The following is a 17,845-nucleotide window of genomic DNA, read 5'->3' on the forward strand; positions in this document are numbered from 1 at the left end:
TGGTAATTCGGCGCGCCTCTCCAGCCTTAGGTGCGGGCGGATGAGCGGGGTTTGCGTCCGTTGCCGGCCGGGCCTTTGCCGAAGCTCCTGCCTGGTTTGTGGGGGCCGGGGCGCTTGTGGGCCGGCTGCTCGGCGTTGTCTGCGCGGGCGCGGCTGCTCTGCTGGCGCAGGACGTCTTCGATCCAGTCGTTGAGGCGGGCGGTAGCGTCCTCGGCGTCTTCGCTCGCGCGGTAGGCGTCGGGGAAGCGCAGGGCCAGCCAGCGCCAGGCGACCAGGCGCTTGTGGCGCTTTTCCGCGCGTTCCAACTCGACGCGATCGGCGCGTTCGGCGGGGGGGAGGCGGCCGGTGCCGGGCGGGATGACCGGACGGTCGGCGGCGTGATCGGCGGCCCACTGGATCAGGCGCTGGATGCCGTTGTCGCGGTCGTCCACCGGACACATCGCATAGACCCAACGCTGGGCCAGCGTCAGGCCCGTCACGCCTTCCAATGCGGTGGCGATGGCGAAGGCCTGTTCCATGTTGGCGAGGCGGTAGTTCGGGTCGTCATGGCGCAGCACGGCGCGGCGGATGCGCGACAGCACGCCGAACAGGCTCTCCGACCCGATTTCGGCCGCGACCGCCTGGATGATGTCGGAATCGGGCTGGACCTGCGGGCGCAGGTCGGTGGGTTCGGCCGGTGGCGCGGCGAGCATGGTGCGTACGAAGGAGACGCTGCCGGCGCCGGCCAGCACCGCCACGATTCCCTGTTCGTGCTTGCCGTAGCGGCCGGCGCGGCCGCCGATCTGCTTGACTTCCTGTGCGTTCAGGTCGCGGGTCTGGGTGCCGTCGAACTTGCGCAGGGCGGTGAAGATCACGCGCCGGATCGTCAGGTTCAGGCCCATGCCGATGGCGTCGGTGGCGATCAGGATATCGGCCGCGCCATCATTGAATCGCTGGGCTTCGGCCCGACGGACCTCGGGGCTGAGCGCGCCGTAGACCACGGCGACCTTGCGGCCGCGCGCCACCAGCAACGCGCGCAGGTCCAGCACCTCGCGCCGTGAGAAGGCGATCAGCGCGTCGTGCGGTTTCAGGTCCTTGATCTGGACGGCCTCGCTGGCGGTGACCAGCGGGCCTTTGCGTTCCAGTCGGACTTCATCCAGCGGGTCGCCGCAGAGTTCGGCGATGCGGCGGACCATCGGCACGCAGTCAGGCGCGCCCAGCACGTAGAGATGCCGTGCGGGGGCGCCCATGATCGCTGCCGTCCAGGCCGCGCCGCGATCGGGATCGGACAGCATCTGGGCTTCGTCGATGATCGCGACGTCGACGGGGTTGTGCAGCGGGCACATCTCGACCGTGGCGGCGAGGTGGCGGCTGCCGGGGACGTCGATCCGCTCTTCACCCGTTGCCAGCGAGGTGGGGACGCCGCGCGCGGTCAGGGCCTCGCGGAATTCGTGGGCCAGCAGGCGCAGGGGGGCCAGGGCCATGCCGCTTTCGGCCCGCGCCAGGGCTTCCAGCGCCGTGTGGGACTTGCCGCTGTTGGTGGGGCCGGTGACCAGGGTGATCCGGCGCTTCAATGCGCGTGCGGTCTTGAAATGTGCGGCGTAGCGATCGAGTGCCGCGACGCGGGCGATGACGGCGTTGCCCACCTTGCGGGTGCCGGCGTCGGGAACCAGGGCGGGGGTGGAGGGGGCGCCGCCGCGCCATTCCGGCAGGTGCTTGCGCAGGGCCACCAGTTCCCTGGGGTCGAATTCCCAGTGCTCCGTGCCGTCCGGCTGCGGCACGCGGCGGGCGACGGGCAGGCGGTTTTCGGCGATCCAGCGCAGGGCCTCCTTGCCCGAGCAGCGTAGCAGGCGCGGGACTTCGGAGAAGCCGACCAGGCTGGCTTCCCATTCTTGCAGCCGGCGTTCTTCCTCGGTGCGGCGGGTGCGGGCGGCCTGTTCGATGGCCTCCTGTTCCTGCCGCCTGATGTCGGCGTCGCGCCGCATGCCCTCGACGAAGCCCGAGCGCGGGTCCAGCGCGAAAGCTTCGGCCACCGCACGGGACAGGGTTTCGGTCTCGGCGGGTGTCAGGATGCGGCCGGTGCCGTCGAACAGGTCGGCGCGGATGGTTTCGACCGCTGCCTCGGGCGTGGGGGCGCTGGCACGCAGGCGCGCGCGGATGACGACCGAGAGCGCATCCAGCAGCCGGGCGTCATCGGGTTCCGGGTCGTCGATCGTGGCGGCGGCGGCTTCGGTATCCGCGCGGGTGACCCACACCTGACCTGCCCGGCGGGTGAGGTCCATCAGGCGCGAGCCCCACGGCTTGCGGCGTACGGTACACAGCGCCGCGCGGAAAGTTGCATCGTCGACGCGATCCTGCCCCGGTGTCAGGGCGCGGGCGATCGTGCGTTCCAGTTTGGGTAGTTCGCGGGTTTCGACGGTCAGGCCGGTTTCGGCAATGGCGGCGGCGACGGCGCTGACGGCGGGGGAATTGGATGTCATATCCGGTTTGTGCGCCATTGCGCGTCATCTCACAACGGTTGTGCGTGGGGCAGATCTGCCCGTGTCTCAACCCTCCGATCGCGGTTTTGTGCTGGCATCGGGGGCGCGGGGTGCTTAAACATCTCTCCCTCCTGCACGAACGGGGCGCATGCCGCGGGTCGTGGCCTATGAGTTCCTGTCATGACGGAGAGTTCTGATCTCATGTCCGATACGTTGACCAAGCCTGTTGGGACCCTGCCTGCGGAGGCCGTGCCGAGCGGTCTGGAACCCGTTCCGGGTGAGGCTGGCGTGTATCATCTGGCCGAGCCGACCAAGACCTACGGCCACCTGAACGCCGAGACGGTCCTGACCGTTCATCACTGGACCGATCGTCTGTTCAGCTTCACCACCACCCGCGATGCCGCGCTGCGGTTCGAGAACGGGCAGTTCGCGATGATCGGCATCGAGGTCGAGGGCAAGCCGCTGCTGCGCGCCTATTCGATCGCGAGCGCGAATTATGAGGAACAGCTTGAATTCCTCTCCATCGCCGTGCCCGACGGCCCGCTGACCTCGCGCCTGCGGCACGTCAAGCCGGGTGACAAGGTGCTGATCGGTCGCAAGCCCACCGGCACGTTGCTGCTGGATAATCTGCGCCCCGGCCGCAACCTGTATTTCCTCTCGACGGGCACCGGGCTGGCGCCGTTCATGAGCCTGATCAAGGACCCGGCGGTCTATGAGCGGTTCGACAAGGTGATCCTGAGCCATACGGTGCGGATCTCGGGCGAGCTGGCCTATGCCAACCATATCCGCCACGAACTGCCGCAGCATGAGTTCCTGGGCGAGGATGTGTCGGGCAAGCTGCTGTACTATCCGGCGGTGACGCGCGAGGAATTCGCCGTGACCGACCGCATCACCAAGCTGATCGAGTCCGGCAAGATCTTCACCGACCTGGATATTCCGGAACTGGACCCCGAGCATGACCGCGTGATGATCTGCGGTTCGCCCGAAATGCTGGCCGATACCGAAGCGCTGCTGGAATCCCGCGGCTTCGACGAGGGCAACAATTCGAAGCCCGGTGCCTATGTGGTCGAAAAGGCGTTCGCCGAACGCTGATCGGGAATCCGACATGACGTATGATTTCGACCTGTTCGTCATCGGTGCGGGATCGGGTGGTGTGCGTTGCGCGCGCATCGCCGCCGCGCACGGTGCCCGCGTGGCCGTCGCCGAAAACCGGCATTGGGGCGGCACCTGCGTCAATCTGGGGTGTGTGCCCAAGAAACTGATGGTTCAGGCCGCCGAATATGGCGACCTGGCCCGTGACAGCCATGGTTTCGGCTGGGAGTTCGCCCCCGGCCATCATGACTGGGCGGCGCTGATCGCCGCCAAGGACCATGAGATCGCGCGCCTGAACGGCATCTATGTCTCGATGCTGGAAAAATCCGGGGTAAGGCTGTTTACCGGCACCGCCCGGTTCGAGGATGCGCATACCGTCGTGATCGGGCCCGGCGAGTTGGCGCCCGATGCGCCGGTGCAGCGCGTTACGGCGGCGCGGATCGTGATCGCGACCGGTTCGCGGCCGGATCTGCCCGATATTCCGGGGATCGAGCATGCGATCTCTTCGGATCAGGCGTTTCATCTCGAAGCGCGGCCGAAGCGGGTGTGCATGGTCGGCGGCGGCTATATCGGCGTGGAATTCGCCGGGATATTCCAGGGGCTGGGGTCGGACGTCGATCTGGTCTATCGCCAGCATCTGCCGCTACGCGGGTTCGACCATGATCTGCGCACGGCGCTGCACGAGGCCATTGAGGGCAGGGGTATCCGGCAGCATGCGGGGCGGTCGCCGGTCGCGATCCGTGCCCATGGCCGCCACTACACGGTCGAACTGGATGATGGTGCGAAGATCGAGACCGATTGCGTGTTCTTCGCCACCGGGCGCAACCCGAACGTGGGTGCGCTGGGCCTGAACCATGCCGGTGTGTCGGTGACGGCCGGTGGGCGGATCGTCGTCGATGCCGTGGGCGAGACCAACGTGCCGGGCATCTTCGCCATCGGTGACGTGACGAACCGGATGAACCTGACGCCGGTTGCCATTGCCGAGGGCCACAGCCTGGCCGATCGTCTGTTCGGTCACGGACATCCGCGCGAATGGTCGTTGGAGACGACGCCCAAGGCCGTGTTCTTCTCGCCGCCGCTGGCCAGTGTCGGCCTGACCGAAAGCGAAGCCGCCCGCGAGGGCAATGTCGATATCTATCTGGCGCGCTTTACCCCGATGCGCCACACGCTCAGTGGCCGCACGCGCAAGACGGTGATGAAGCTGGTGGTGGATCAGGCGAGCCAGAAGGTCGTCGGCGCGCACATGCTGGGTGACGATGCGCCGGAGATGATGCAGGGGCTGGCAATTGCCGTGACGGCAGGGCTGACCAAGCAGGATTTCGACCGCACGGTCGGCATTCATCCGACCTCGGCCGAGGAATTCGTGACCATGCGGACGCGCACGCGGGTCACGGAGCGGTCCAGCGACTGAAATATGCGATGTTGCCCGCTTCGGACGCGCGCCGGATCAGGCGGCGCGCGTTTTCCTGAGAGGTGACTTAGCGCGGCGTGACCCAGCCATTGCCTGTGGCGTCGCCGAGTTGGCCCTGACCGTAGGGGCTGCTGCTCTGATAGGCACTGCCGAAGCGTGACAGGTCGGTGCCAGTGACGGAATCACGATGCACGTTGGCTTCGTGATCCGGGTCTGGCCCATGCGTCATGTCCATCGACGGTGCGTCCTGATAGCCGGGCGGCAGGCTGCGACGGCCTTTGACGGTCAGGTCTTCGCCGCGCTGGGCTTCGACCCCGTCCTGGCTCTGCGATTGCTGCTGCGTGTCGCCGGGCGCGGCGAGCGCGGGGACGGCAAGCAGGCAGAAGCCGGCCAGAAGCGGAAGCAGGCTGGTGCGGAATGTGGCCGGCATGGGGAATCCTTCCATTTTTATATGGGACACAACATGTCATGTGTGCCGTGGGCCGTTAAGACCCTTCCGTACCGCAGGTGGGCGGGGTGGGGGCCGTGCGGGGCGATCCGTGGCATATGATATCGACCTGTCCCCGTATCAGCTGGGTCTAGCCGATTGCGGCGGATCGTTGCACGCCCGAAAAACATGGCAGGCAGGCGAGGAAAGCGGTGCATCGGCCATGCGGGCGTACGAATATGTCGCCCGGCGCCTGCGAGACGACGATCCTCTTTGCGTTGAGAGGCGATTTTCGACATAAAGGCTCCCCCTTTGCAAGGCCGGCCATCGGGGCGCGGGCTGGGGAAGATGGCGGCGCGCATCGCTGGGATGTCGCGACCGGACGATCAGAGGAATTTTAGGAACCGACCATGAGTGCGACGCACAGCCACGACAAATCTTCCCGGCAGGCCTGGACCCCGGAAAGCTGGCGGTCGTTTCCCATCCGTCAGGTTCCGACCTATCCCGACGCGACCGTGCTGCAGGCGGTCGAGGACCGGCTGCGCCGATATCCGCCGCTGGTCTTTGCGGGCGAGGCGCGGCGCCTGAAGGCCAGCCTGGCCGCCGCATCGCAGGGCAAGGCCTTTGTGCTGCAGGGCGGCGCGTGTGCCGAAAGCTTCAGCGAGTTTACCGCCGATATCGTCCGCGACACGTTCCGCGTGCTGTTGCAGATGGCGGTGGTGCTGACCTTCGGTGCCAAGGTGCCGGTGGTGAAGATCGGCCGCATGGCCGGCCAGTACGCCAAGCCCCGTTCGTCGGATAGCGAGACGGTGGATGGCGTCAGCCTGCCGTCCTATCGCGGTGACATCATCAACGGTGCGGCGTTCACGCCCGAAGCGCGGATTCCTGACCCTGTGCGGATGGAAACCGGCTATTTCCAGTCGGCCGGGGTGATGAACCTGCTGCGGGCGTTTGCCGGCGGCGGTTATGCGAACCTGCATGAGGTGCATCGCTGGAACCTGGGTTTCGTCGAGCGTTCGCCGCTGGCCCAGCGCTATGGTGTGCTGGCCGAGCGGATCGACGAGACGCTGGCCTTCATGGCCGCTTGTGGCGTGAGCGGCACCACCAGCCGCCAGTTGGACGAGACCGAGTTCTACACCTCGCACGAGGCGCTGCTGCTGCCATATGAGCAGGCTTTGACGCGCATCGATTCCACCACCGGGGAATGGTACGACTGCTCGGCTCATTTCGTCTGGATCGGTGATCGGACCCGCCAGCCGGATGGCGCGCATGTCGAGTTCCTGCGTGGCGTGCGCAACCCGATCGGCATCAAGGTCGGGCCGACGACGACGATCGAGGATCTGGAGCGTCTGTTGGAGATCCTGAATCCGAAGGACGAGCCGGGTCGGATCTCGCTGATCTCGCGCATGGGGGCCGAGGGCGTGGCGCGGCATCTGCCGGCGCTGCTGCGCAAGGTCGTGGCCTCGGGGCGCACGGTCACGTGGTTGTGCGATCCGATGCATGGCAACACGATCTCGACCGTCAACAAGATCAAGACCCGGTCGTTCGAAGCGATTTTGAGCGAGATTCGCGGGTTTTTTGACGTGTTCCAGGCTGAAAACGCGCACCCTGGCGGGGTGCATGTGGAGATGACCGGGCAGAACGTGACGGAGTGCGTGGGCGGTGCCCACCGCTTGACGGAAGCCGATCTTGGTGAGCGGTATGAGACCTTCTGCGACCCGAGGCTGAATGCCGAGCAGTCGCTGGAGATGGCATTCCTGCTGGCCGAGGAATTGACGGCGCGTCTGCGTGGCGGGTTGGGCAAGAAGGGCACGGAGGCCGCGTAACGGAAAAACATCGGAGGAACGATGTCGGCAGTCCAGTCTCCTACGGCATTCGGTCCATCTCAGGCGCTGGATGATGCGACCATCCGGGCGCGGACCGATGCGTATTTCAACCGGACGCGCGACATCGTCACCCGCTTTGGCGACCGGCGGGTAACCTATGCCCTGTTCGTCCGCCGGCCGGTCCTCTCCGCGACACGGCTGATGACCGAATGGCTGGACAATGTGGCCTGCGCCAGGGGGATATCCCTGACGCATGAGGTGATGTTTCCCGAAGGGGCCTGGGTCGGGGCGGGGGAGCCGCTGGTTTACATCACCGGCTCGTTCGCGGCGCTGGCCGACCTGGAGACGCTGCTGTTGCAGAAACTCGGGCCGCCCTGCGTGGCGGCGCTGAATGCCTACCAGATGGCGATGGCGCTGCCGAAAGTGCGCTTTCTGGCCATGGAGGCGCGGCATTGCGCCGGCTTCGAGATGCAGGAACAGATGGCCTATGCGGCCTCGATCGGTAGTCTCGCGGCCCGGAGCGAGGGAGCGATGGGCTTTGTTGGTGGTGCGAACGATGCCACGGCGGGCTTTTTCGGCCAGCCGGCCGGGCTGGGCACCATGCCGCATGCCCTGATCGGCTATGCCGGCTCGACGCTGCGTGCCGCCGAGATGTTCCATGAGGCATTTCCCGAATCGGACCTGGTGGTGCTGACCGATTATTTCGGGCGCGAGGTCACGGACGGGCTGGCGGTCTGCCGTGCCTTTCCGGAACTGGCGGCGGCGGGGCGGCTGGCGGTGCGGCTGGACACCCATGGCGGACGGTTTCTGGAGGGGCTGGACCCCCAGAAATCCTATGCCGCGCTGGAGCGGAATACCCCCGGCACCATCCGGCGCTACCGGTCCGAGACTGAATTGCGGAATCTGGTCGGGACCGGTGTTTCGGCCGCCGCGATCTGGCGCATGCGCGAGGTATTGGACGAGGCCGGGTTCCCCAAGGTGCGGATTATCGTCTCGTCGGGGTTCAACGTCGAGAAATGCCTGGCGATGGCCGATGCGCATGCGCCGATCGACGTGGTGGGAACCGGCTCGTTCATTCCCGATCGCTGGTCGGAAACCTATGCGACCGCCGACATCGTGTCGTATGACGGCGAACCCCGCGTGAAGGTCGGCCGTGAGTTTCTGCTGCGTCGCGCGGGCGATCGGGCTGCCGCCGGCACTTGATCCCATTCTCCCGTCGGGGCATGCGCCCCTGCGGGCATCATCACAGGGAATTGCGCATTTGACCGATACTCCTCCCATTTCCGATTCCACGGCGGACGAGTCGGGCTGGCGCGTCCGGATCATGGATCTGTCGGGCGGCGCCGAAGAGGGAATCGTCGAGGAAATCGGCGGTTTCGTCGATCTGTCCCATGCCAATGCGTTTGCGCGGGCCTATGTGCGCGACAGCATCGAGCGCTGCCGCGTGCCCGGTGCTTCGCCGCGCGAGGTGCTGCAATCGTGGCTGACATTCGGCGAGGATGCCGAAATCCAGGATGCGGGTGACGAGGCCTGGCGTTCGGCGAACGAACTGGACGATTTCACGGCCAATCCCGCCACGTCGATGGAGCGGGACTGGCGGGCGCTGGACCCGCGCCGGCTGGTCGAGGACGACGAAGACGATATCGACGAATAACGGCCGGGCTGGCGGGCGTTCCGGCTGGTCTTTCCGGCGTGTCCGACGCATATAGGCGGCATGAAACTCCGCTTTGCGCCCAGCCCGACGGGCCTGATCCATGTCGGCAACGCCCGCCAGGCGATTGCCAACGCCCTGTATGCGCGCCGCCATGGCGCCACGTTCCAGCTCCGCATCGACGATACCGACCGCGAGCGTTCGCGCGAGGAGTATGCCGATGCGCTGCGCACCGACCTGACATGGCTCGGGATCGGGTGGGACGAGACGTTCCGCCAGTCGGATCGTCTGGACCGCTATGCGGCGGCGATCGAGACGCTGAAGGATAGCGGCCGCCTGTATCCGTGCTTCGAGAGCGAGCAGGAACTGGCCGCCAAGCGCGAGGCGCGCATCCGCATGCGCAAGCCGCCGGTCTATGACCGCGCCATGCTGCGCATGACGGCCGAGCAGCGTGCCCAGGCCGAGGCGAACGGCAAGGTGCCTTACTGGCGCTTCCGGCTGTCCGACGGGATCGTGGCGTGGGATGACCTGGTCATGGGGCGCTCGCGGGTCAAGCTGCCGTCCATTTCCGACCCCGTTCTGGTGCGGGCCGACGGCACGGTGCTGTATACGCTGGCATCGGTGGTGGACGACCTGGAAACCGGCGTTACGCATGTGCTGCGTGGCGAGGACCATCTGACCAATACCGGCGTGCAGATCGATATTGCCGAGGCGCTGGGTGCGCGACCGGGACGCTTTACCTTCGCGCATCTGCCGCTTCTGCTGGACGAGGCGGGTGGAAAGCTGTCCAAGCGCTTCGACGGGCTGTCGCTGCGTGCCCTGCGGCAGGATGGGATCGATCCGGGGGCCGTCGTCTCGTATCTGGCGCGGCTGGGCAGTTCGGACGATCCGGCGCCGCTGTCCTTTTCGGAACTGGCGACCACCTATGATGTCCGCCGTGTCTCGCGTTCGGCCGCACGGTTCGACATGCGGCAGTTGATGGCGCTGAATCGCAAGGTGATGCATCAGAAGCCGTTTGCCGACATGCGCGACCTGCTGCCGGAAGGCGCGACCGAGGCATTCTGGCTGGCCGTGCGCGGCAATGTCGACCTGCTGTCGGAACTGCGGCACTGGTGGGATGTGGTCGGCGGCACGATCGTGCCGCCGGTGCAGGACGAGGAGGAGGGCGGCTATCTGCTTCAGGCGCTGTCGCTTCTGCCGGATGATCCGTGGGATTCCGAGACCTGGAAGAGCTGGACCGATGCGATCCGTGCCGCGACGGGGCGCAGCGGCAAGGCGCTGTTCCATCCGTTGAGGGTGGCCCTGACAGGCGAGGAGAAGGGGCCGGAAATGCGCGATCTGCTGCCGTTGATGGGCCATGCGCGCGTGGCGGAACGGCTGCGTATTGCCGCACGATAATGGTATCGGGGGCTTCGTGCCCCCGAACCTTTGATGCGAGGCGCTGCCGGATGAGCGATGCGGCTGCATCGGCATGAAAAGCGTTCCGGATGGTCTCGGGGTGATGGATGGTTTGCCCCCGAGAAAGAAACCGGCGTTCTTACCCTTTGGAATTTCCATCTGTTGCCCGCGCCTTGCGGCCACGGGCCAGTTCGGTCACCACGCCGTGCAGGGTGCGGAGTTCCTGTTCCGTGACTTCGCCGCGGGTGAAGAAGTGGCGCAGGTTGCGGACCATGCCGGGGCGCTTCTGCTCGTTGCGCAGGAAGCCGCATTCATCGAGCTGGCCCACCAGATTGCGCATGAAATTATCCAGTTCGCCCTTGGTGGCGACGTGGGTTTCATTGGTCATCAACGTGCGCGGCGGGGTGGCGTCTTCGGCCATCCACCATTCATAGGCCATGATCATGACCGCCTGCGCCAGGTTCAGTGACATGAAGGCCGGGTTCAGCGGGTAGCGGATCAGCGCGTCGGCGCGGGCCATGTCCTCGTTGTCCAGCCCGGCGCGCTCGGGGCCGAACATCAGGCCGGTGCGCAGGCCACGGCTGCTCATCTGCCGCAGTTCGGCGGCGCCGCCTCGGGCGGTCAGCACCGTTTTGACGATGTGGCGCGGGCGGGGGCAGGTCGCGAAGACGTGGTGCAGGTCGGCCACCGCGTCATCGACGGTTTCATGCACCGTGGCGGCGTCGAGAATCCGGTCGGCGCCGGAGGCCGCGCGCCAGGCGCGTTCCAGCGGCCAGCCGTCGCGCGGGGCGACCAGCCGCAGGTGGAATAAGCCGCCATTGGCCATGGCGCGCGCCGTGGTGCCGATATTTTCGGCCATCTGCGGGCGTACCAGGATCACGACCGGGCTGTTGCCGATCGGGCCGATATCGGCCCCGCCATCACGGCCGGTCATGAGCGCCTCCAGGTGGTGCCGGAGGGTCCGTCTTCCAGCAGGATGCCGCGTGCCGCGAGATCGTCGCGGATGGCGTCGGCCCGCGCGAAGTCGCGGGATTTGCGGGCGGCGAGACGCTCGGCAATCAGGGTTTCGATTTCGGCCTCGTCGACGCTGGCACCGGCGCGGAACCACGCATCGGCCGACTGGCCAAGCAGGCCCAGCAGGCGGCCGGACGCGCGCAGGCCGCGTGCGGCGTCGCGGTCGCCGGCCAGGGCGCGATCGGCGAGGGCATGCATCTCGGCTAGGGCGCGCGGCGTGTTGAGATCGTCGCACATCGCGACCAGGACCTCATCCGGCACCGGATCGGTTTCGTCGGGCGTGAGATCGCCGATGGCGCGATAGAAGCGGTTCAGCGTCTGTTTCGCCTCGTCCAGCCCGGTGCGGGTGAAGTTCAGCACCGAGCGGTACTGGGCATGCAGCAGCAGGAGGCGCAGCGCCTCGGCGGGGGTGTCGGACAGCACGTCGCGGATGGTTAGGAAGTTGCCCAGCGATTTGGACATCTTCTCGCCATTCACCAGCAGCATCGCGTTATGCACCCAGTGGTTCGCGAAGCGGCTGTGCGGAAAGCAGCACTGGCTTTGTGCCCGTTCGTTTTCGTGATGCGGGAACAGCAGGTCGCTGCCGCCGCCGTGGATGTCGAAGCTTTCGCCCAGATAGCGGTGCGACATGGCCGAGCATTCGATATGCCAGCCCGGCCGGCCCCGGCCCCATGGGCTTTCCCAGCCCGGCAGGCCGGGTTCGGAGGGCTTCCACAGCACGAAATCGCCGGCGTCGCGCTTGTAGGGCGCGACCTCGACCCTGGCGCCGGCCAGCAGGTCATCGGGCGAGCGGCCGGAGAGCGCGCCATAACCGGGGAAGTGGGCGACGGCGAACAGGACGTGGCCCTGGGCCTCGTAGGCATGGCCGCTGGCGATCAGGCGCTCGATCAGCACGATCATTTCGGCGATGTGATGGGTGGCGCGCGGCTCCACGTCCGGCGGCAGTACGCCGACGGCGGCCAGATCGTCGTGGAAATCGCGGATCGTGCGGGCGGTCAGGGCGTCGATCGTCTCGCCGTTGGCGTGGGCGCGGGCGTTGATCTTGTCGTCGACGTCGGTGATGTTGCGGACGTAGGTGACGCGCGGATACAGGTGGCGCAGCAGGCGCACCAGGATATCGGCGGTGATCATGGCTCGCAGATTGCCGATATGCGCCAGGTCATAGACCGTGGGGCCACAATAATAGACCCGCACATTCCCCGGATCGAGGGGCGCGAAGGGAACCGTCGTGCGGCTGCTGCTGTCGTGCAGGGTCAGTTGCGGCATGGTATCGGACATGATGGCGCCTAGATGCGACAGGGACGGGGCGGACGCAACACCCTTAGTGTATGGCGGCGGCGGAATAGAACGATACGACGTGCGGCATCTGGTCTTTCGGGGGCCGATCTGCTCTGGATGCGCCCATGTCGGACCCAGCCTTGCCCCAATCGGAACTTCGTCTTCTGCTGCGTGTCGCGGCCCCCATCGCCCTGGCGCAGATCGCGCAGATGGCCATGGGCGTGACCGACAGCGTGCTGCTGGGCGGACTGGGAGCGGATGCCCTGGCCATCGGCGGGCTGTCCACCACGCTGTTCTTTACCGTTCTCGCGGTCTTGCAGGCGATGCTGGGGGCGGGCGGGGTGCTGATTGCCCAGGCACGCGGGCGGGGGGACAGCGACAGGATCGCCCCGATCCATGCCATGCTGCTGGTGATGGCGCTGCTGCTGTGCCTGCCGTGTCTGGCGATTCTGGACCAGGCGGGCACGCTGCTGCGGTTGATGCATCAGCCCGAATCCTTTGTCGGTCCGGTATCGTCCTTTACCCATATCCTGATGTGGGGTGTGCCGCCTGCGCTGATCGGGACCGGGGTAGTGGAAGTGGTGCTGCCGGCGCTGGATGCGCAGGGCCTGCTGCTGCGGGTGATGCCGGTGGTGGCGGTGGTGAACGGCGTGCTGAATGCGGCGCTGATCCACGGGCTGTTCGGCCTGCCGGCGCTGGGGTTGCAGGGATCGGCCCTGGCGACCGCATTGACCATGTGGGGGAGCGCGCTGGTGCTGCTGGCGATGGTGCATTCCCGGCCGCATCTGCGCCTGCTGCTGTGGCCGCTGCGGCCGTTTGCGGCCGACATGCTGGTGCTGCTGCGGCTGGGGCTGCCGATGTTCGCGGCGGCTGGAGCCGAGATCATGCTGTTCGAGGTCACGGGGTTGCAGGCGGCGACATTGGGGCCGCGCGCGCTGGCGGCGTTTCAGATCGTGTTGAGCGTGACCGCGACCACTTACATGGTGACCATGGCGCTGGGGCAGGCGGCGAATGTGCGGGCGGCCTACTGGACCGGAGCGGGGCAGCCCGAGCGGGTGCGCCGTGCCGCGCGGGTGGCGGTGGGCACCGCGATTACCGGTATGGGGGTGGTGGGGTGCCTGATCTACCTGTTGCGGGCTCGGATCGTGGCCTTCTATCTGGACCCGTCGGTGCCGGCCAATGCGGAGAGCATGCGGATCGCCACGGCGGCGCTGCTGGTGGCGGCGATCTTTCAGATGGCCGACGGCACGCAGGCGGTGCTGGTGGGCGTGCTGCGCGGGCGTGGGGATGCCATGGTGCCGATGGTGCTGGCTGTCGCCGGTTACTGGGGCGTGGGCTTTCCGCTGGCCAACTGGCTGGCCTTTCGGTGCGGGTTTGGCGTGGTGGGGCTATGGGGCGGCGTGGCGACGGCGCTGGTGGTCGTGGCGCTGATGCTGGGAGCGCGGGTTGTCTATACGCTGGGCAGGGAACGGGCGGCCGTGACGCCGCCCGAGGCCGATATCAGCGGGATTCCACGCCGATCTGCTTGATGTCGTGGAAGGTCAGGTCGGGGTTCATTTCGGCCGTGCGGCGCATCATGAAGGCCGAGCCGGCGAGGAAGACCGGGTCGCCGTCCAGATCGTCGGCCATCGCCGACCGGTTGGCCATGGCGAACAGTTCCAGCTTGGCCTTGTCGCCCACCACCCAGCGCGCGAGGTTGTAGGGGGTGGATTCGAAGCCGATGCTCACCCCGTATTCGCCGCCCAGGCGGGCCTGAAGCACGTCGAGCTGCAGCGTGCCGACCACGCCGACGATGGGGGGGGCGCCGTCCTGCGGGCGGAAAAGCTGGACCACGCCTTCCTCGGCCAGTTCGGTGAGAGCCTGGCGCAGCTTCTTGGCCTTCATCGCGTCGTCCAGGCGGACGCGGCGGAGGATTTCCGGCGCGAAATGCGGGACGCCGGTGAAGCGCAGGTCCTCGCCCGCGGTGAGCGTGTCGCCGATGCGCAGCGTGCCGTGGTTGGGGATGCCCACCACGTCGCCGGCGAAGGCTTCCTCGGCCAGTTGGCGGTCGCGGGCGAAGAAGAACTGGGGCGTGTGCAGGGCGAACTGCTTGCCGGTGCGGGTGTGCTTGAGCCGCATGCCGCGCTCCAGCCGACCCGAGCAGATCCGCGCGAAGGCCATGCGGTCGCGGTGGTTGGGATCCATGTTGGCCTGGATCTTGAAGACCAGGGCGGTCAGGCCGGTTTCGTCCGCGCGGACGGTGCGGGTTTCGGTTGCCTGGTCGCGCGGCGGCGGGCCGAAGGCGACCAGCGCGTCCAGCAGGTCGGTCACGCCGATTTCCTTCATCGCGCTGCCGAAGAAGACGGGCGTGAGGTGGCCGGCATTGAAGCTTTCGCGGTCGAAGGTCGGCAGCGCGGCCTCGGCCAGTTCCAACTCCTCGGCCAGTTGCACCATGCGCGGGTCTGACTGTTCCAGCGGGGGCGAGACATGAAGCTGGCGCTCGCGGAGATCGTAGGTGCCGGCGAATTGCGCGGCGCGGCCGACCGGCCAGGTGGCCGGTGCGGTGTCCAGCGCCAGGGCGGAGGAGATTTCGTCCAGCAGCGTGAACGGGTCCTGCGCCTCGCGGTCCATCTTGTTGATGAAGGTGACGATGGGGATATCGCGCAGGCGGCAGATCTCGAACAGTTTGCGCGTGCGGTCTTCGATGCCCTTGGCGGCGTCGATCACCATCACCGCGGAGTCCACGGCCGTCAGCGTGCGGTAGGTATCTTCCGAGAAGTCTTCGTGGCCCGGCGTGTCGAGCAGGTTGAAGATGCAGCCGCCATATTCGAACGTCATGACCGAGGTGACGACCGAGATGCCGCGATCGCGCTCGATTCCCATCCAGTCCGACCGCGTGCGGCGGCGTTCGCCCTTGGCCCGCACGTTGCCCGCCATCTGGATCGCGCCGCCGGCCCGCAGGATGCGTTCGGTCAGCGTGGTCTTGCCCGCGTCGGGGTGCGAGATGATGGCGAAGGTGCGCCGCCGGGCGATTTCACGGGCGATGGTCGGGGCGAGGTCGGTGGAGGGCTCGGCGTTCACGGCAAAATCCATGCGGGCTTGTGGTTCGGGCGGCTGGTCCCAGAAACACAGACGCCGGGCGCAGGGGTTTCCCCCGCGCCCGGCGCTGCGGTCGTTGGTCTGGAAGACCGGATCAGCGCGAGTAGAACTCGATGACCAGGTTCGGTTCCATCTGCACCGGGTAGGGAACGTCCGACAGCTTCGGCGCGCGCACGAAGCGGCCCTTCATCTGGCGGTGATCGACTTCCACATATTCCGGCACGTCACGCTCGCCGCTCTGCGCCGCGTCGAGGACGATGGCGAGCTGCTTGGACTTCTCGCGGACCTCGATCACGTCGCCATCGCGCACCAGGAAGGACGGGATGTTGACCTTGCGGCCGTTGACCGTGATGTGGCCGTGGCTGACGAACTGGCGGGCGGCGAACGGCGTCATCGCGAACTTCAGGCGATAGACGACCGCGTCCAGCCGGCGCTCCAGCAGGTCGATCAGGTTCTCGGAGGTGTCGCCCTTGCGGCGCACGGCCTCGTCGTAATACTTGCGGAACTGCTTCTCGCTGATGTTGCCGTAATAGCCCTTCAGCTTCTGCTTCGCCATCAGCTGGACCGAGAAGTCCGACGGCTTCTGCTTGCGGCGCTGGCCGTGCTGGCCGGGGCCGTATTCCCGCTTGTTGACCGGCGACTTCGCGCGGCCCCACAGGTTGACGCCGAGGCGGCGATTGATTTTGTACTTGCTCTCGAGGCGCTTGCTCATCGCGCGGTCTTTCATAGTCGATGGACGGCATCGTGACCCGAAGGCCGGCTGCCGCCCTGTATTGCACCGGTAGGCCCTGTTCCGCATGAACAGGGCGGGCGCGAACCGCATTACCGGTGCCGGGGAGCAATCACCCGATCAGGCACCGGCCGGTCCGTCCACGTTCCCGGCAGTGGAGGCGGCCTATAGGCGGTTCGGCCCCGGCCTGTCAACCGGATGGGATGGTGGCGGTGGGCAGGGGATCGGGTCAGGATGTGGGACGGACAAGATTTTCCGAGCGGTAGAAGCGCGCGACCTCGCCCGTCGTGGGCAGGCTGATCTTCGGCAGGCTGATCCTGTTGAAGAGTGCCCTGTAATTCCGGCGGTTCTTTCGGGTGGCGACCGCGATGTGATGGATCATCTCCCATTTGACGCTGTCCTGCGCCCCGTCCAGTCCGCCATGGCGCTCGTGCTCGAACCATGAACGACGGAAATATCGCAGGAGGCTGGTCGCGGTAGAGGTGTCGAGCAGGATGAAGCCCGTTGCGCGTGCCAGCCTTTGCGGCAGGTACCGGGAATAATTGCCCTCCATGACCCAATGCCGGCCCGAAATGGCGGCATCGTGGAGGGTCATGAAGTCTTCATCCGCTCTTGGTACCCAATCCGTTCCGGGCAGGTGGGACAACTGATCCAGATGAATGGGCGGCAGGCCGCGTGCGCGCCCGATCGTGCTGGCCAGGGTGGATTTTCCGCTATTCGATGGGCCCATGATGCAGATGCGCGGGCCAAGCTCGGCAAGGGTCGTCATCGGGGATCGCAGGATGAGGGCGGTCACGTGCCGCATGGCGGGAGGTATCAAAAAAGCCGGTGTAGTCAGCCGTAAAGTCCGTATAATCCACAATATCGACTGTTCCAGATATTATTGAGGAGAAGCCATGGCCACCCCGTTTACGCAGCGCTGGCAACTATTCGTCCTGCTGGGTCTGCTGTCCGTCGCGCTGGGCATTGTCGCCTGGATCGATGCGATTTCCGTTACCCTCGCCAGCACCGTCATCATCGGCATCGTGCTGGTGATCGCGGGTGGGGCGCAGTTGTTCCATGCTTTCGCGGTGCGCGACTGGGGTGGCTTCATGCTGTCGCTGCTGGGCGGCGCGCTCTACGTCGCCGGTGGTATTTCGCTGATGTATGAGCCGGTCACGGGGTCGATCGTGCTGACGCTGTTCATCGCCGCGTGCCTGATCGTGTCGGGAACCATGCGCATGCTGATCGCGGCGCGGCATCGTGAGCTAAACGGCTGGTGGATCATTCTGGGCGCCGGGCTGATCAGCCTGCTGGTCGGCGTGTGCCTGTATATGACGCTGCCCTGGTCCGGGCTGTGGCTGATCGGCACTTTCATCGCGGTGGAACTGATTGCCGCCGGCGTGGGCTGGGTGCAGTTCGGCCTCGCGCTGCGTCAGGCGAACACTCTGACCGGTCCCTGAAGCAGAGAACCATCCAGAAGACGGATGCGGGGGGCATGG

15 protein-coding genes are annotated in these 17,845 nt (G+C 66.6%); 8 read left to right on the plus strand and 7 right to left on the minus strand.

Annotated features, from left to right (window positions below):
- Window positions 1-26: 26 nt before the first annotated feature.
- Complete coding sequence (locus C7453_RS07745) at window positions 27-2,459, minus strand: helicase-related protein (RefSeq protein WP_114727078.1); 2,433 nt, start codon at window positions 2,457-2,459, stop codon at window positions 27-29.
- 201 nt (window positions 2,460-2,660) lie between these two features.
- Between C7453_RS07745 and C7453_RS07750 the strand changes: the two genes are divergently transcribed.
- Together C7453_RS07750 and gorA are read left to right on the plus strand one after the other, a co-directional pair.
- Entirely contained in the window at window positions 2,661-3,551 is an 891-nt protein-coding gene (locus C7453_RS07750) for a ferredoxin--NADP reductase (RefSeq protein WP_114726951.1), read from the plus strand.
- Between the two features lie 13 nt (window positions 3,552-3,564).
- Window positions 3,565-4,962 carry a glutathione-disulfide reductase gene (gorA, locus tag C7453_RS07755; RefSeq protein ID WP_114726952.1) on the plus strand — a complete coding sequence of 466 codons (1,398 nt, stop codon included), beginning with the start codon at window positions 3,565-3,567 and terminating at the stop codon, window positions 4,960-4,962.
- Between the two features lie 67 nt (window positions 4,963-5,029).
- On the opposite strand, the gene C7453_RS07760 is transcribed toward gorA, so the two are convergent.
- Window positions 5,030-5,392 carry a hypothetical protein gene (locus C7453_RS07760; RefSeq protein WP_114726953.1) on the minus strand — a complete coding sequence of 121 codons (363 nt, stop codon included), beginning with the start codon at window positions 5,390-5,392 and terminating at the stop codon, window positions 5,030-5,032.
- 407 nt (window positions 5,393-5,799) lie between these two features.
- Here C7453_RS07760 and C7453_RS07765 point away from each other — a divergent pair, with 407 nt between their 5' ends.
- The 4 genes from C7453_RS07765 (at window position 5,800) to gltX (ending at window position 10,264) form a co-directional block, all read left to right on the plus strand.
- Window positions 5,800-7,215: a class II 3-deoxy-7-phosphoheptulonate synthase gene (locus C7453_RS07765; RefSeq protein WP_114726954.1), complete on the plus strand. Its 1,416-nt coding sequence runs from the start codon at window positions 5,800-5,802 to the stop codon at window positions 7,213-7,215.
- A 21-nt stretch (window positions 7,216-7,236) separates the two neighbouring features.
- Window positions 7,237-8,418, plus strand: coding sequence for a beta/alpha barrel domain-containing protein (locus tag C7453_RS07770; protein WP_114726955.1), 1,182 nt, complete (start codon window positions 7,237-7,239; stop codon window positions 8,416-8,418).
- Window positions 8,419-8,539: 121 nt separating this feature from the next.
- Window positions 8,540-8,869: a hypothetical protein gene (locus tag C7453_RS07775; RefSeq protein WP_220791199.1), complete on the plus strand. Its 330-nt coding sequence runs from the start codon at window positions 8,540-8,542 to the stop codon at window positions 8,867-8,869.
- 60 nt (window positions 8,870-8,929) lie between these two features.
- The gene (gltX, locus tag C7453_RS07780) at window positions 8,930-10,264 is read left to right on the plus strand and encodes a glutamate--tRNA ligase (RefSeq protein ID WP_114726956.1); all 1,335 of its coding nucleotides are present in this window, start codon (window positions 8,930-8,932) and stop codon (window positions 10,262-10,264) included.
- A gap of 139 nt (window positions 10,265-10,403) precedes the next feature.
- Here gltX and C7453_RS07785 read toward each other — a convergent pair whose 3' ends face one another.
- A complete protein-coding gene (locus C7453_RS07785; RefSeq protein ID WP_174787920.1) occupies window positions 10,404-11,198 on the minus strand; it encodes an RNA methyltransferase in 795 nt (264 codons plus the stop codon).
- On the minus strand, window positions 11,195-12,556 hold the full coding sequence (gene cysS, locus C7453_RS07790) for a cysteine--tRNA ligase (protein WP_114726957.1): 1,362 nt from the start codon (window positions 12,554-12,556) through the stop codon (window positions 11,195-11,197). Before cysS ends, C7453_RS07785 begins: the two co-directional genes overlap by 4 nt.
- A gap of 125 nt (window positions 12,557-12,681) precedes the next feature.
- On the opposite strand from cysS, the gene C7453_RS07795 reads away from it, so the two are divergent.
- Entirely contained in the window at window positions 12,682-14,085 is a 1,404-nt protein-coding gene (locus C7453_RS07795; RefSeq protein ID WP_114726958.1) for an MATE family efflux transporter, read from the plus strand.
- Here C7453_RS07795 and C7453_RS07800 read toward each other — a convergent pair.
- From C7453_RS07800 to C7453_RS07810, 3 genes are all read right to left on the minus strand, one after another.
- Window positions 14,057-15,628, minus strand: coding sequence for a peptide chain release factor 3 (locus C7453_RS07800; RefSeq protein WP_114726959.1), 1,572 nt, complete (start codon window positions 15,626-15,628; stop codon window positions 14,057-14,059). The genes C7453_RS07795 and C7453_RS07800 overlap by 29 nt on opposite strands.
- A gap of 100 nt (window positions 15,629-15,728) precedes the next feature.
- On the minus strand, window positions 15,729-16,346 hold the full coding sequence (gene rpsD / locus C7453_RS07805) for a 30S ribosomal protein S4 (RefSeq protein WP_114726960.1): 618 nt from the start codon (window positions 16,344-16,346) through the stop codon (window positions 15,729-15,731).
- 247 nt (window positions 16,347-16,593) lie between these two features.
- The gene (locus tag C7453_RS07810; RefSeq protein ID WP_114727081.1) at window positions 16,594-17,133 is read right to left on the minus strand and encodes a P-loop NTPase family protein; all 540 of its coding nucleotides are present in this window, start codon (window positions 17,131-17,133) and stop codon (window positions 16,594-16,596) included.
- 127 nt (window positions 17,134-17,260) lie between these two features.
- On the opposite strand from C7453_RS07810, the gene C7453_RS07815 reads away from it, so the two are divergent.
- Window positions 17,261-17,806 (plus strand): HdeD family acid-resistance protein, encoded by a 546-nt coding sequence (locus C7453_RS07815; protein WP_114726961.1) that lies wholly within the window; start codon window positions 17,261-17,263, stop codon window positions 17,804-17,806.
- Window positions 17,807-17,845: the final 39 nt, after the last annotated feature.

The organism is Gluconacetobacter liquefaciens (genome assembly GCF_003350405.1).
In the GTDB taxonomy this organism is placed as follows: domain Bacteria; phylum Pseudomonadota; class Alphaproteobacteria; order Acetobacterales; family Acetobacteraceae; genus Gluconacetobacter; species Gluconacetobacter liquefaciens.

What these genes read in the sequence shown, in the direction of transcription:
- C7453_RS07750 (WP_114726951.1), top strand. Translation starts at nt 2,661, where the DNA reads ATGTCCGATACGTTGACCAAGCCTGTTGGGACCCTGCCTGCGGAGGCC.
- C7453_RS07810 (WP_114727081.1), bottom strand. Translation starts at nt 17,133, where the DNA reads ATGACGACCCTTGCCGAGCTTGGCCCGCGCATCTGCATCATGGGCCCA.
- rpsD (WP_114726960.1), bottom strand. Translation starts at nt 16,346, where the DNA reads ATGAGCAAGCGCCTCGAGAGCAAGTACAAAATCAATCGCCGCCTCGGC.
- gorA (WP_114726952.1), top strand. Translation starts at nt 3,565, where the DNA reads ATGACGTATGATTTCGACCTGTTCGTCATCGGTGCGGGATCGGGTGGT.
- C7453_RS07815 (WP_114726961.1), top strand. Translation starts at nt 17,261, where the DNA reads ATGGCCACCCCGTTTACGCAGCGCTGGCAACTATTCGTCCTGCTGGGT.
- C7453_RS07770 (WP_114726955.1), top strand. Translation starts at nt 7,237, where the DNA reads ATGTCGGCAGTCCAGTCTCCTACGGCATTCGGTCCATCTCAGGCGCTG.
- C7453_RS07760 (WP_114726953.1), bottom strand. Translation starts at nt 5,392, where the DNA reads ATGCCGGCCACATTCCGCACCAGCCTGCTTCCGCTTCTGGCCGGCTTC.
- gltX (WP_114726956.1), top strand. Translation starts at nt 8,930, where the DNA reads ATGAAACTCCGCTTTGCGCCCAGCCCGACGGGCCTGATCCATGTCGGC.
- C7453_RS07745 (WP_114727078.1), bottom strand. Translation starts at nt 2,459, where the DNA reads ATGACATCCAATTCCCCCGCCGTCAGCGCCGTCGCCGCCGCCATTGCC.
- C7453_RS07795 (WP_114726958.1), top strand. Translation starts at nt 12,682, where the DNA reads ATGTCGGACCCAGCCTTGCCCCAATCGGAACTTCGTCTTCTGCTGCGT.
- C7453_RS07775 (WP_220791199.1), top strand. Translation starts at nt 8,540, where the DNA reads ATGGATCTGTCGGGCGGCGCCGAAGAGGGAATCGTCGAGGAAATCGGC.
- C7453_RS07765 (WP_114726954.1), top strand. Translation starts at nt 5,800, where the DNA reads ATGAGTGCGACGCACAGCCACGACAAATCTTCCCGGCAGGCCTGGACC.
- cysS (WP_114726957.1), bottom strand. Translation starts at nt 12,556, where the DNA reads ATGTCCGATACCATGCCGCAACTGACCCTGCACGACAGCAGCAGCCGC.
- C7453_RS07785 (WP_174787920.1), bottom strand. Translation starts at nt 11,198, where the DNA reads ATGACCGGCCGTGATGGCGGGGCCGATATCGGCCCGATCGGCAACAGC.
- C7453_RS07800 (WP_114726959.1), bottom strand. Translation starts at nt 15,628, where the DNA reads ATGGATTTTGCCGTGAACGCCGAGCCCTCCACCGACCTCGCCCCGACC.